At 63.1% G+C, this 13,954-nt stretch carries 12 protein-coding genes; 3 read left to right on the top strand and 9 right to left on the bottom strand.

What is annotated here, in order from left to right; all coding sequences use genetic code 11:
* The first annotated feature begins 5 nt into the window (after window positions 1-5).
* Window positions 6-830, top strand: coding sequence for an IS5-like element ISNagr1 family transposase (locus NATGR_RS15875; RefSeq protein ID WP_015233383.1), 825 nt, complete (start codon window positions 6-8; stop codon window positions 828-830).
* Here the strand turns inward: NATGR_RS15875 and NATGR_RS20485 are convergent.
* The 7 genes from NATGR_RS20485 to NATGR_RS15845 form a co-directional block, all read right to left on the bottom strand.
* A complete protein-coding gene (locus tag NATGR_RS20485; protein WP_015233798.1) occupies window positions 823-945 on the bottom strand; it encodes a hypothetical protein in 123 nt (40 codons plus the stop codon). The two genes, NATGR_RS15875 and NATGR_RS20485, sit on opposite strands and share 8 nt — an antisense overlap.
* A 110-nt stretch (window positions 946-1,055) precedes the next feature.
* Window positions 1,056-2,021, bottom strand: a complete 966-nt coding sequence (locus NATGR_RS15870) for a TIGR03885 family FMN-dependent LLM class oxidoreductase (protein WP_015233797.1) — start codon at window positions 2,019-2,021, stop codon at window positions 1,056-1,058.
* Window positions 2,022-2,166: 145 nt separating this feature from the next.
* The gene (locus NATGR_RS15865) at window positions 2,167-3,003 is read right to left on the bottom strand and encodes a fumarylacetoacetate hydrolase family protein (RefSeq protein ID WP_015233796.1); all 837 of its coding nucleotides are present in this window, start codon (window positions 3,001-3,003) and stop codon (window positions 2,167-2,169) included.
* On the bottom strand, window positions 3,000-3,350 hold the full coding sequence (locus NATGR_RS15860) for a cupin domain-containing protein (RefSeq protein ID WP_015233795.1): 351 nt from the start codon (window positions 3,348-3,350) through the stop codon (window positions 3,000-3,002). The genes NATGR_RS15865 and NATGR_RS15860 overlap by 4 nt, the downstream gene beginning before the upstream one ends.
* Window positions 3,347-4,135, bottom strand: a complete 789-nt coding sequence (locus NATGR_RS15855) for an SDR family oxidoreductase (RefSeq protein WP_015233794.1) — start codon at window positions 4,133-4,135, stop codon at window positions 3,347-3,349. Before NATGR_RS15855 ends, NATGR_RS15860 begins: the two co-directional genes overlap by 4 nt.
* Before the next feature lie 195 nt (window positions 4,136-4,330).
* Window positions 4,331-5,938, bottom strand: coding sequence for an alkaline phosphatase family protein (locus tag NATGR_RS15850; protein WP_015233793.1), 1,608 nt, complete (start codon window positions 5,936-5,938; stop codon window positions 4,331-4,333).
* Between the two features lie 205 nt (window positions 5,939-6,143).
* Window positions 6,144-7,163, bottom strand: coding sequence for a polysaccharide deacetylase family protein (locus NATGR_RS15845; RefSeq protein ID WP_005575601.1), 1,020 nt, complete (start codon window positions 7,161-7,163; stop codon window positions 6,144-6,146).
* Window positions 7,164-7,577: 414 nt separating this feature from the next.
* Here NATGR_RS15845 and NATGR_RS15840 point away from each other — a divergent pair, with 414 nt between their 5' ends.
* A complete protein-coding gene (locus NATGR_RS15840) occupies window positions 7,578-8,810 on the top strand; it encodes a carboxylate--amine ligase (RefSeq protein ID WP_005575600.1) in 1,233 nt (410 codons plus the stop codon).
* Window positions 8,811-8,851: 41 nt separating this feature from the next.
* On the opposite strand, the gene NATGR_RS15835 is transcribed toward NATGR_RS15840, so the two are convergent.
* Both NATGR_RS15835 and NATGR_RS15830 read right to left on the bottom strand, forming a co-directional pair.
* Window positions 8,852-10,483 (bottom strand): hypothetical protein, encoded by a 1,632-nt coding sequence (locus NATGR_RS15835; RefSeq protein ID WP_015233792.1) that lies wholly within the window; start codon window positions 10,481-10,483, stop codon window positions 8,852-8,854.
* Window positions 10,484-10,799: 316 nt separating this feature from the next.
* Complete coding sequence (locus NATGR_RS15830; protein ID WP_005575596.1) at window positions 10,800-12,263, bottom strand: flippase; 1,464 nt, start codon at window positions 12,261-12,263, stop codon at window positions 10,800-10,802.
* A 402-nt stretch (window positions 12,264-12,665) separates the two neighbouring features.
* On the opposite strand from NATGR_RS15830, the gene NATGR_RS15825 reads away from it, so the two are divergent.
* Entirely contained in the window at window positions 12,666-13,880 is a 1,215-nt protein-coding gene (locus NATGR_RS15825) for a glycosyltransferase family 4 protein (protein ID WP_005575595.1), read from the top strand.
* The last annotated feature ends 74 nt before the right edge of the window (window positions 13,881-13,954 follow it).

Genomic DNA, 13,954 nt, shown 5'->3' with positions numbered 1-13,954 from the left:
GCTCTATGTCCAAAATTTCCCGCTTCACTGGGAAGGTCGTGACGTTGGCTAAAAGTGCTGTTGGTGGCCGAGGCGAATCCGCCGCCCCGCAGGGTGGCGGCGGATTCGCCGACTACGCCGTCGTTTCGCTGCACTGTCTGCGGATTTACTTGGAGAAATCCTACCGGGAAGCACTTGACCTGTTGAGCGAGATGCCACAAATACTGGCGGAGATCGGCCTTGAGGAGGCCGATCTCCCTGATCACTCTACGCTAGTGAAAGCATTTGATAGGATCAAGATGGCAGTCTGGCGAGTGCTGCTGCGCCTGTCGGCGCAGCTGCACGAGCCATCTGGCCATGCGGCGATGGATGCGACGTTTTTCGACCGCGAAAACGCGAGCAAACACTACTGCCGACGGACGAATTACCGCGTTCAGACGCTCAAAACAACGGCTCTGGTCGATACTGAGTCACAAGCTATCCTCGACGTTCACTGCACAACCAAGAAACGTCACGACACGCAGATCGGCTGGCAACTCGCCCGCCGCAACGCTGGCGAGTTGCACAGCCTCGCCGCCGACAAAGGCTACGACTGGCAACGGTTCCGTGATAAACTCCGGGAAGAGGACGTAAGACCGCTGATCAAGCATCGAGAGTTCCGTCCCATCGATCACGCGCATAACGCGCGGATCGATGGGACTCTCTACGGCCAGAGAGCGTTGTCTGAGACCGTCTTCTCGGTGATCAAGCGCACGCTCGGCGACGCCGTGCGTGCGCGAAGCTGGTATCGTGAGTTCCGTGAAATCGTCCTAATGTGTGCCGTATACAACATCAAGCGTACCGTCAACTAGCGAAATCAAGCGCCGTATGGCGATTCACCACGGCCGTCGCCTCGTAACTCACTGACGCCTTCTCGTGGATGCTCGGTTCCGTTCCCTCGAACGCGTAGGTCCTGCTGTCGACCATACAGGACGGACCACGAGATATCTAATAAGCCCCGGCCCCAGACTGTGGGGCGTCGGTTCCGGAGCGAGCGCCAGATATCTTGCAGTTCTGTCAGTAAATCGAGACGGGTGTCACTCGAGTTCCGGCAGCACCGACTCGCCGAACGCCTCGATAAACTGCTCTTGGTTCCGATTGACGTTGTGGAGGAGTAGTTTGTCGACGCCGAGAGCACGGTCCGTCTCGAGCCACTCGCGGTGTTCGTCTAGATCCGCGGACACGCGGACGTTCTCTGCGACCTGTTCGCTGCTTATCTCCTCGCCGAGTTCGTCGAACTCTCCGGGCGTTCGCAACGTTTGTGTTACCGGTCCAGGGACGCAGTTCGTCCGCCACTGATCGTAGGCACCCTCGAGCGCGTCGTCCTCGTCCGTGTCGTAGGAGAGTTGTACCTTACAGTAAACGTCGCCGTCGGGCGACCCGTCTCGGAACGCCTCGATTCGCCGCTCGAGTCCCTCCTGGTCCGGCGTCGCGACGGTGATCAGGCCGTCGGTCCAGTCACACTCGCCGAGCCACCTGGCGGTCTCCTCGGAGAGCGCTGCGCCGACCAGGGGCGGTGCCGTCTCCGGACGCGTGTAGAGGCGCGCCCGTTCGACGGTAAGTTGCGCCTCGTGGGTGACCTCCTCGCCGTCCCAGAGCCGGCGCATGAGTTCGGCACACTCCTCGAGTCTGGCGTTACGGTCGTCCTTGATCGGCCAGTCTGTCCCGGTGATCCCCTCGTTGAGCAACTGTCCGCTCCCGACGGACAGCCAGAACCGTTCGGGATAGCTCTCCCGAAGTGTGGCGGCTGCCTGAGCGATTATCGCTGGATGATAGCGATAACCCGGCGCGTTGACCGTCCCGAACGCCATCCCGGTCCGTTCCATCGCGGAGCCGAGCCACGACCAGACGAAGCCCGACTCCCCCTGCCGTTCGCTCCAGGGATGGAAGTGATCCGAAGCGAGCACGTCGGTAAATCCGTACTCGTCCGCGAGGCCGACGTACTCGAGCAACGTCGATGGGGTAAACTGTTCGTGAGATGCGTGGTATCCGATATCACTCATAGTGGTGTCTCCAGCCCTCGTTGGTCGTCTCCGATCGTCAGTCCGTCTGTTGGAGGCCGCGACACTTCGTCGCTTACCCGGAATTCGTAAGCACAGGGGAGCCGGCGTCTTCTCGATTCGCACTTCCCAGGTTGCAGACGGCCAGTCACCGCCGACGGCAGCGCACCACGGGCGCTTCGACCGATCCGATCCCTTCGATGTCCGCTCGGACGTGATCGCCGGATTCGATCGGTTCCGCGCCGGGTGTCCCCGTGCTGAACAGGTCGCCGGCCTCGAGTGTCATCACGCGAGAGTGGAAAGCGACGATCTCTCGAGGCGGAAACAGCATGTTTCGCACCTCGTTTTCGGCCGCGATCTCGCCATTCACGATCGTTTTGACGGTCAGCTCCTCGAGGTCGATCGAATCTTCGGGAACGGCGATCGCCGGTCCGACGACGAGGAAGGTATCGAAGCTCTTCGCTCGCGTCAGGAATCGCGGGTTTCGCTGGAGAACGTCCTCCGCAGTCACGTCGACGACCGGCAGGTAGCCCGCGACGACGTCGTCGACTGTCGACTCGTCCTCGAGATTGCGACACCCGCGGCCGATCACGACCGCGAGTTCGGCCTCGGCCGTGACGCCGTCGGTCTGTTCGACCGGCGGGAGTCGGATAGGCCCGCCGGGACCCGTCACGGCCGTCGAGGGTTTCATGAAGCTCGCCGGCTCCTCCGGGCGACCCTCGCCGAGGTCGCCTGCGTGATCCTCGTAGTTCAGGCCGATGCCCCAGAGCTTGCCGAACTCGGCGAGTGGCGGTCCAAGCTGGCGGTGATCGCCGTCGATCCGGTCGGCCGGAACGTCCTCGAGGTCCGGCAGCGTTCCCGCTGCGGCTCGAGGAAGCGCGTCGGCGACCGTCTCGAGGTCGGGTGCGGCTGCCGGAAGCGGAACGAACCCCTCCTCGTCGCCCAGCAGCGGTCGGCCGTCGGTCGTTCGAGCGAGATACTTCATTCCGCTCGATCCGTCCAGAAGTCGAAGGAACGGCCCGGCGCGAACACGTCGAGCCCGACGGCCAGTTCGTCACCGGTGTTCTCGACACGGTGGGGTTCCTCGGACTCGAGCAATACCGAGTCGTACTGCCCGAGGGTGACCGAGTCGCCGTCCTCGGTTGTGACGGTGAGTTCGCCCTCGAGACAGAGACAAACCTGTTCGTTCTCGTGGGAGTGCATCGGGGAGCTGTGACCCGGCGGTTTCTCGAACCACTCGAAACTACACTGGTCGCTGCCGGCGAGTGCACGCCGTTGCCACCCCTCGTCTGGCTCGTAGGTTTCGGCGTCGTCGAACTCGACTGGTTTCATAGGTTCGCTCCCGTGGAGCCGCCGTCGATCAGGACGCTCTCACCGTTGATGAACCCCGACGCTGGCGAGGAGAGGAAGGCGACGGTGTTGCCCAACTCCATCGGATCACCGACGCGCTCGAGTGGATTGCCCGCCCAGTCGGCCAGTCCCTCCTCGTAGGAGTCGTACTCGCCACGGTCGACCGCCTGTTCGACGAGACTCTCGATACGAGCTGTTTCGTGTGGGCCAGGCAAAACGGCGTTCGCCCGGACCTCGGGAGCGAACTCCTTAGAGAGAGTCTTCTCGAGCCCGATGACGCTCATGCGGACTGCGTTCGACAGCACGAGACTGTCGATGGCCTCCTTGACGCTTCGGGAAGTGACGTTGACGATCGTGCCGTGGTCGCTCTCTTTCAGGTAGGGCTCGGCCTCGCGAGCCAACCGGACGACGCTCATCACGAGCAGGTCGTAGGCCTCGTACCAGTCCTCGTCGTCGGTCTCGAGAAACGGCCCCGACGGCGGACCGCCGGCGCTGGTCACGAGGTGGTCGAGTCCGCCGAACTCGTCGACGGTCGTCTCGACTAGCCGTTCGACGTCGTCCCCGTCGGTCAGGTCACCCTGCTGAGCGACGACCTCGCCTGCCGCAATTGCCTCGAGGTCCGCTCTCGCGTCCTCGAGTCGGTCCTCGTCGCGGCCGTTGACGACGACGTTTACTCCCTCTCGAGCGAGTGCTTTCGCGGAGGCTTTGCCGAGACCGCTCGAAGACGCCGTTACGAGTGCCGCGTTGCCGTCGATCTGTAAGTCCATTTCGTCCGTTGTCCCCCACGAGAGAGGCAAAAAAGTTGGTGTTGCGGTAACTCGCGGACTGTTCGTGCTGACCTCCGTAGAACGGCCGGCTGTGTCTCGGGTTACGATCGTTGCGCACTGCTCACACGACTGGTACTCGGGTGTGGAGTGAGCGACAGTAGCTACTGTCGGTCGTCCTGTCGAAGTGTTTCGTCATCACTCCATGTAGCCGAGCCCTTTCAACCGCTCTTCGACGCCGTCGAAGTCCTCGTCGACGTCCTCGGCTTGCTCGCGCTCGCTCTTGGAACCGACGGTCGCCTGTGGTTCGTCCTCCTGTACCGTCGGATCGACGTCCGACTCGAGCAGTTCCGTCCGTACCTCGCCGTCTACGTCGTCGGGGATCGGTTCGCCGACGCTGTGTAGCAGCGTGGGTGCGACGTCGACGACCGAGAGGGCGTCGAGATTGACAGTCTCGAGGGACCCGTCGATTGCCGGGCCGTGAGCGAAGAACACGCCCTCGCTGCGATGGCTGGCGGCTTTCGTGCCAGCGGGTGCGAAGACGTCGTCGTCGAGTTTCGTCTTCTCCTCGTAGCCGTCCTCGCCGACGACGACGAGATCGGGTGACGCGTCGTCGGCGGGGAAGACGTCGTCGCCGTCGGAGACCGACAGCACCCGATCACCGGTGTCGGGATCGATGACGTCTTCGAACGCGGCGCGCAGTTCTCGCTTGACCGAATCCACGTTGGCGGGTGCCACCGTCCCCGCTTCGAACCGGTCGGTGTCGTTGACGTAGACGTAGCTCGGACCGTGAGCGAACGCGATCGTCTCCTCGAAGTCGACGTCGTACAGCCCGTGATCGCCCGGCACCTGTTCGGCGAGCCCGTCGACAAGGCCTTTGGGAAGTGACTGAACGAATCGCTTCTCGTCGATGCCGACACGTTTCAGCGTCCCGAGGACGTTCGACTTCGTTACGCCGAGCTGGGCGAGCGAACTCCCGGTTGCGCTGCGGTCTTTCCGGGAGAGAAACCCGTCCTGCTCCAAGACAACGTTCAAGTGGACGAACTTCGAGATCGGGCCAAAGCCGTGGTCGGAGGCGACGAAGAGATTGGCGTCGCGTTCGTCGACGTACTCGAGGACGTCGGCCAGGACGTCGTCGAACTGTTTGTAGTGGTCGAGAATGATGTCTTCTTCCCAGATGAGATGCTGGAGGCGGTCGGGCGCGGTGAAGACGAAAAAGAACAGCCGCCAGTCGTCGATCGCCATGAGTCGGTCCATGAGAGCACGCCGTGCAGCGACCAGCGAGTGCAGATCGTCCTGGAACTGCCGTTCCTCGCCGGCGTAGTCGTACCAGTTCAGTCCGATTCGGTAGTCGGGGATCTCCGCTGTAATCTCGTCGGCGAGGTCGGAAGGGTGCGCGAATCGCTCGTTGACCGACGGCGAGATCATCCCCGAGACCATCGTCCCGTCGATCTCGTCTGCAGGGTACGTCATCGGAACGTTGCCGACGACGGCCGGCGAGAGACGGTCCCACAGTGCCGGCCGCTTTCGATCGGTGCTCGTGTTCATCTCCTGAGTGTAGTCGTGCTGGAGCTTCTGAAAGCCGTAGATGCCGTGGTTGTCCGGCCGGGCCCCGGTCGCGATCGTCGGCCACGCTGTCGGAGTCGTCGGCGGCATCGTGCTCTCGAGCGGTGCAGCGACGCCGTCCTCGCGGAGCCGCCGAAACGCGGGTAGTTCGCCGGCATCGATCCACTTTCGCAGAAGGTTCCAGGGGACGCCGTCGATGCCAAATACGAACGCACGGTCGGTGTCACTAACTCTGGTCATAGGGAGTTCGCTAGACGACCCACCGGAAACACTGATTGTTATGACCGGAGTTACCGTTCGAATCGTCGACGTAACCTGCAAGAGACGAACGCCCTCGCCTCGAGAGGGTCGTTCGAGCACGAGCGACCCGTGACGGGTCGCTGCCTGGTGGGACGCGTCGCGTTCGAAACTGAAACCGACACGTGTCGCCAGCCACACAGCACTATCACCGCTTCCACGATTCGGCTGTGACCGTCGTCTCGACGTCGCTTTCGAGTCCCTGCTCGGGCTCGGATGTCGGCGGGACCAGTTTCGGCTCCCGTGGCTCCGCGAGCGCGTCTGTCGCGGCCTCGGACATCGTCTGGACTCGTAGATCGCCGTTGTGTCGCTGCTCGTCGACGTACTCGAGGACTCGCCGCAGTCGACGGACGTTGCGGGCGGTCGTGAGGTCGTTGGGGTGAAGCCAGAGGTGACAGGTGGCGTCGCGTTCGGCGGCGGCGTCGATGCCGAGTTTCGCCTTTCGGAGGACCGGGTCGCCAGCGACCGGTTCGACGACAGACCGTGCGAGGCCTTCGAACGAGAACAGACACAGCGATCCGGGGACGTTGACGAGGCCGTATTCGTCGAGCGTCGGTGAGACGAGCGGCGGTGCAGTCCTGCCCGCGGAGTAGCTCGCGAACTTGCCCAGCGGATACCACCAGGAGCCGTCGTACCACCGCGACGGTTCGACGCCTCGATAACACGTCACGTCGTACTCCGCGAGGACATCACGATAGCCGACGACGTTCCGTGGGAAGACAAACGACTCGAGTGCGACCCCCCACTCCTGGGCGACGTCGAGACAGGCCTCGAGTTCGGCTTCGGCGACCTCGCGGTCGATCGCAGTCGGATCGAACTGGAGGTGGGAAAAGGAGTGACAGCCGATCTCGTGGTCGGCCTCGGCGTCCTGAATGCGCTCGATCAGGTCTGGACCGAACCAGCGGTCGTGTTCGTCGGCCTTGCCACCCGGATCGCGTTCGAACCAGTCGTCGGCTGCTGCGGGGTGGGACGCGTGTCGACCATCACACTCCTCGAGAAAGAGGTGACCGACGACCGCCCACGTCGCGGGAATCTCGTAGGCGTCCAGCCACTCGAGCAGCCGCCGCCACCCCCTGCGAGCCCGCCGGACCCGCCGTTCCGGGGGTTGTTCGAGGTCGTGAAACCCCCACGCGAGTTCGGCGTCGATCGAAACGACTACCCGCCCCATTGTTTTCCTCGCTGTCGTCCCGGTCGGTTGCTCTCGGGCTTTCTCATAGCTGACACCGGCCTTCGCGGCCCTGGCTCGCCACACGCTATGTTATTCAAATTGAATTGTTAAGTATGGACACTATTATCTCACGAGAACGCCGTAAGCAGCGTCTACCGCGGGCTGAACTGAGGGACCCGTCGCCCCGGAAGTAGCGTGTCGTCGCGGTATCTCGTCGACAGGACCGCGTTATATCGTTGTTAACTAACGAGCAGAATCCGATACTGGCTGACATGGCTGACGACGACGCGGGACTGGAGCCTCCTCGAGTGAACGGGATTGCTGCCGTCGCACGCTGGGCTGGTGTGGCGGTTCTCGGCCGGCGTCACTTTGTGGCCGCTCTGGTCGAGAGGCCGACTTCGACCGGTGGTCCCGATGGCTAGTCCCGCCACTGAGGGGACGTGGGCCGGGCGATCGGTTGCCGTTCCCGCAATCACAGCGCCGAGTACGCTCGCGTGTTTCCGGTCGCTCGGGCGTCACGACGGAGAACGGATTCGAACGATTGCACTCGCGAATCGTGACGGCATTCCGGCGACGCGCTCGAAGTACTGCGACGAGTCCGTTCCGGTCCCCTCTCCCCACGAAGACCTGGTCGCGTACAAAGACGCGCTGCTGTCGATTGCGATGCGGCCCGACGTGCGGACGATCATCCCCGTTCGAGACGTCGACGTCTACGTCCTCGCGAAGTACAGAGACGAGTTCGACGAACACGTGAGCACTCCCTGGCCGGACATCGAGACGCTCCGGGCGACTCAGGATCGGATACGACTGTTCGACGCCGCGAAAGCGGCCGGCGTCGCCGTCCCCGAGACCGAACTGCTCGACGACGACCGCGACGACTGGGACCGTGAGTGGATCGTCAAGGCACGCTACTCGATTCTCGTCGACGAGTACGTCGACCGGTACGCGCCGACAGAGTTTCTCGACCCGCCCAAGACTGCGTATCTCCAATCCGGCGTCGAACCCGACGTAGCCCGGTTCCGCCGGGAGATGGACCACGTCCCTCTGCTCCAGGAGTACGTCTCCACGACCGACGAGTACGGCTTCTTCGCGCTGTACGACCACGGTGAGCCACTTGCAACCTTCCAGCACCGACAGCGACGCGGCTACAGCTACGCCGGCGGCGCGAGTTCGTTTCGCGAATCCGTCCGAATTCCGGCTCTCGAGGAGGCCGGCCGGAACGTGCTCGACCACCTCGAGTGGCACGGTCTCGCGATGGTCGAGTTCCTGCGGGACGACGAGACAGGCGAGTTCAAACTGATGGAGATCAACCCCCGGTTCTGGTCGTCGCTCCCGTTCTCAGTGCAGGCAGGAGCCGACTTCCCCTACTACTACTGGCAGGTTGCGAACGGTCGGAAAGACCTCGTCGACCACGAGTACGAGGCCGGACTAGCCGGTCACCTGATCCGCGGAGAGTTACTCTACCTTCGGTCGATACTCTCCGAAGACGTCGATCTCGCGGAGAAACCGTCGTTCTCGAAGGCAGTGTCGGAGATCGTCGGATCGATCATCGAACACCCGCGATTCGACTGTGCGAGCGTCGACGACCCCCGGCCATTCCTGTGGGACATGCGTGAAGCGTACGACCACTACAACGGACGCGTCTGACCGCCTGCTCTGTAAAGAACGCGTGCTCGCCGACGCGAGCGCTACTCGTCGACGTCGTACTCGAGGTTGATGTCGGCTTCACCGGCGAGTCTGAAGTCGGTGATGTCGCCGCTGAACCGGTAGGCGTCCCGCCAGTTCGCGACGATTCCGCGAACCGTCGTTCCCTCGATCTCGTTTTCGTCGTCGATGGTGGCTCCCCTGTACTCGGACGGCTCGACCTCACCGTCGATCGTAAACGAGTAGGTCGTCGGACCGCTGGCCTCGGTGCCATCGAACAGTAGGACGTGTGGGAGCTGTTCGTCCGAATCGTCGCTGCTCTCGTCTTCGTCGTCCCACGAACCGACACCCTCGAGTTCATCAGGATCGAACGCGTTGCCGTTGACGACGGCCGTAACGTCAGAATCGACCGTCACCGAGTCGATCCGGCCCTCGACGTAGAAGTCGTCGCGGTAACCGCCGAGAAAGCCCTCGACGACGAACTCGTCGCCGTCGCTGGAGACGGTGTCCCGGTAAGGATCGTCCGGGTTCGTATCGGCGTCGTCGCCCGCCTCTGCGGTACCGTAACCGGTCAATTGATATTCGGAGACGCCGCTTGTCCCGTCCTCGAGGACGAGATGGTTGGGTTCGTCGTCGTTCCAGATGTCTTCGAGGTCGGGGTCGTCTTCGCCGTCTCCATCGTCACCGTTTCCCGGGTTTGAGGGTGGACTCGGGCTTGAATCACCGGACTCGCCGCCGGCAGCTTCTTCCGCACTCAGCGGGACGCCGTCGACATCTTCGGGATCGGTACGTCGCGTGGAGCCGACCGAGGAGCCGTTGATCGCGCCGCTGGACTGGACGGTATCTGTCCCCCAGGCTGTGTTCTCCGCGTTGATGACGGGTGCAGCGTGGCCAGCGATTCCACTCGCGTGAGCGACCATGTCGCCGACGCGGTTACCCTGGAGGTCGCAGTCGATTACGTCGATCTCGCCGTAGCGGACCCAGACGCCGCGGTGACAGTTGATCGCGACGCAGTTTTCGACGGTCGAGCCGCCGGGAACGCGCCACGCGGCAGGCTGCATATCGCGGGCGTAGGAGTTGCGGATGTCGACGGTTCCGCCACCGGTTCGCGTCGGTTCGGAGGCGTACACTGCGTTGTCGGCCACGTGCTGGACGTGGAGGTTGTCTATGTCGATGTGGCCGGAGTGTCTTCGGTTCACGAAGACGCCCGTCGGGCTGTTCGGATAGTTCGTCGAGGCCGCGCCGTCGCCCATGTAGACGTTCTCGATCACGCCGTGGCCACTGCAGGCGGCGTGGATGAACGCGTGGCGTTCTCGCGTGTCCCACCGGCCGAGCCAGCCGACGTTTCTGATCTCGAAGTCACTAATGCCGGTCGCCCAGATCTTCGCCTGGGCACCCTGAGCAGTGATGTCGATCAAGACGTTCTCGAACGTCTCGCCCTCGCTGAGTCGGTGCTGCCAGAACTCGCCCGGGCCGACCTCGATCACGTCGTACTCTTCGGAGGCAGCCGCGCTTCCAGCACTCGCAGCGAACCCCGCGCCGACTATCGACGTCACGCCGGCTGCTTTCAGGTACGACCTACGGCCGAGTAATGAGTCATTACTCCCGATATCGGCGGTTCCAGCGTCTCTTCTATCGCGTCTATCGTCATCCAGTTTCTTTGGATCGCGTGCCATGCATTGCGACTAACGACATTCTACCGGTATAAACTTTCTCGTACGATTAAAGTAAAACAAGTCGAATGTCAAAAAATCCTGTGTATTATATCACAAATATTTATACATATATTGGAGTTAGAAACGCGACCGAACCGTAACGGGGGACAGCCACAGAGAGATCTCGTCCGGGGAGTTAGATCCGTAGTATCGATTACAGCGGAGAATCGGTGGCCTCGAGTCGCGCCAGTCAGACCCTCGCAACTGGAGATATTGACGGCCGGAACGACGTGGCCCGTCTTCCCCGGGAACGCGTTTCCGTGTGAGGCCTGCCGGCTCAGGTCAACTGTGCGACGGCCTCACGTGGATCGACGAGCCCGCTCACGACGGCCAACCCAGCCCAGACGCCGATGCCTACCACGACGACGCCAACGAGCGTCGGCAGTGTCGAGACGTACGGAACGAGCGAGAGGACGGCCACTCCCATCGCTCCCGCGATACCGCCAGCGATCCCGACCGCGCGTCCGAGCCGCCAGACGTCGAGCGAGAGCTCGAGGTGCATCACGTAGACGTTTACCAGCGTGTAGATACCGAAGGTGACGACGGTGGCGATGGCGGCTCCGACCACGCCATAGATCGGGATCAAGACGACGTTCAAGACGACGTTTGCGACCGATGTCACGCCCTTCGCGATCGCACGTGCTTTCGCCCGGCCGAGGTAATCGAGGCTGTTGGTCGTGATGTCGGTGATCGACTGGAAGACGACGTAGATCCCCAGCACCTGCAAGACTGGCGCTGCGCCGGCATACTCCACCCCGAAGACGAGCGAGATGGCGGGGTCCGCGACGAGGAAGAGCCCAACGGCGGCGGGCAGGTACAGCAACAACACGTACTGGAGAGATGTCTCGTAGAGCCGTGCCGCACGCTCGAGCGATTCAGTCGCCTTCTGCTCGCCGAACGACGGCGAGATCGAAAACCCCAGCGATCCCGAGACGACGGTGACGAACTCCGAAATCTGTTTGCCGAGGACGTAGTAGCTGACCGCGACGGGCGTGAGAAAGTAGCCGACGAGGACGGTATCGAACTGTCGGTCGAGGACGTTCGCGCTCTGGGAAGCCGTCAGCGGAACGCTGTACTCGAGGAGTCGGTTCCGGAGCGATCGACTGCCACCGCTCTCCGGATAGGCCGTATAGAACCGCCGGTAGAGCAGTACCGCACCAGTCACGGCCGCGATGCCAGCGCCGAGGACGTACCCAAATAGTGCGCCGGCGACCCCGAGTCCGAGCGCGGTGAACGCGACGACGAAGACGACACGTCCCAGCGAGTTGATCACTTCTATTCTGGCACTCAGCTCCACGCGATTGAACCCCTGGAACAGCGTCTGGTGGTACGAGTACAGCGATATCGCACAGAGATAGAGCGCGCCCACCAAGAGGAGGACAGTCAGTTCTGGCGTCTCGAGGACGAGCGCGATCACGTCTCTCCCGACGACGAGCGCGCCGGCGACGAGTCCGAGCAGGAGTAGCCGGTACCGGATGGACGTCCGGAGGACGAACCTGACCGAGCCAGGATCGGTCTCTTTTCGGTCCGAGACGTACCGTGCAGCCGAGCGTGCGAGCCCGAGGTCGGAACCGATCTGGGCGATCGAGACGATCGAAATCACCAGAAACAGGAGTCCGTACTCGTCGGGAGATAACAGGACGCCCGCGAGCAGAAAGATCAACAGCCCGTTTGCGACAGTGTTGAACAGACGCGCCCCGACCGTCGCCTTGAACCCGTCTATGATTCGACTCGTCGACATCTCCTATCGGCACGCTCGTGGCCCGACTCGAACGCGTTCGATGGTCGATACTCCCCTCTCGGCGTGTCCCGTGATCGTCGTGGTCACTGTCGCTCCATTGTACGAATCCGTCCATTGTTACGATCCTGCTACCTGCAACCGACGGACCGCGTCGCCGGTGATGCTCGTCACTCGGCTCGTCCGAGAACCGCCTCGAGAGCGCGGTAAGACGCGTCCAACCGGCCACAGCGAGGTCATAACAAACCACTGCCGGCCAGTGGTCTGTTACGAGATGGCTGTCTCTCGATCCCGTGCGGTCTCGAGGCGTCCGAGACGAACGTATCGCTCACCGCTCGACCGACCGACGCCGGATGTGTCGTCCCCTCGAGTGAGAGTGACGGCCGCGGCTCCCGGAGCGTAACGATGCGGTTCGGACTCTATCACGCACACGCAGGGACGAAAAGCGCCGGCGGGAAAGCAGTCTTCGTCCGACAGTTGGCCCGCGAACTGGCGAGCGGCCACGAGGTCGTCCTCTACACGGAGTTCGACCGACGCGCGGACGTCGCCGACTCGCTGCTCGAGTCGGACGCGTCGCTGTACCGGATTCCACCGGTCGAGAGCGACCGCGTCCGCCGGTTCGTCCACCAGCGAACGCCACTGGGGACGGCTGACCTGCTGCCGCTAGTTAGTGGGCTCCGGTCGGGCCTGCGGTCGCACGTAAACGAGAGCGTCGACGTCTTGCTGACCCACCGGTTTCTCGAGGACACAGTGCTCTCGAACGTCGTCGACGTGCCGACAGTCTACCAGTATCACAACGTCGCAAGCGTCGGTCTCGGGGCGCGAACGCGGGAACACTGCAGCGCGACGGACTACCACCTGGCGAACTCGACACAGATCGCCCACGAGGTCCGAGAGAAACTCGACAGAGACGTCGACGGCATCGTCTCGCCGGGACTCGACCTCGAGCGATTCACTCCGGAGGCGACGCCGGGGTTACACCCCGACGCGCCGTCGATCCTCTTCGTCGGCCGCGTCCGGGCGGGAAAAGGAGTCTCCGAGCTACTCGAGAGCGTCGCTCGCCTGTCGCTGGACGCCCAGTTGTACGTCGTCGGTGACGGTGACCTCGCGTCGGTCCAACGGCAGGCAACCGATCTCGGCGTGGACGAAGCCGTCACACTGGTCGGGGAAGTCCCCCACGAAGAGCTCCCCGGCTACTACACCGCCTGTGACGTGTTCTGCAACCCGACGCGGTACGAGGGGTTCGGGATGGTGAATCTCGAGGCGATGGCCTGTGGGCTCCCCGTCGTGACGACGGACATCCCCGGAGTGCGGGAGTACGCCGACCACGGAGAGAACGCCTTGCTCGTCTCGCCACGGCACGTCGACGACCTCGCGGCCGCTCTCGAGTCGATTCTCGCGTCCCCCTCGCGTCGCGACGAACTCGCCGAGACCGGTCGGGAAACGGCACGACAGTACTCCTGGGCGTCACAGGCCGACCGACTCGTGGCGTTTTGCCGGCGCGTGCTCGAGGACGAGGGCGAAGACGAAGACGAGCACGGGGCGGGGTCTGTGGACCGCAGCCGAGAAGAGAACCGTCATCCCCGCCCAGACAGACGCGGCCGGTCGTTCTCGGAGTGACGTCTGGGGACCGCGGTCGAGTACGTGTCGAAAAGAAATCGTCACAACGTCCGTCTCAGACGGTTTGCTGTCAG

Source organism: Natronobacterium gregoryi SP2, from assembly GCF_000230715.2.
In the GTDB taxonomy this organism is placed as follows: Archaea; Halobacteriota; Halobacteria; order Halobacteriales; family Natrialbaceae; genus Natronobacterium; species Natronobacterium gregoryi.
This window is presented reverse-complemented; position numbering and strand designations above follow the sequence as displayed.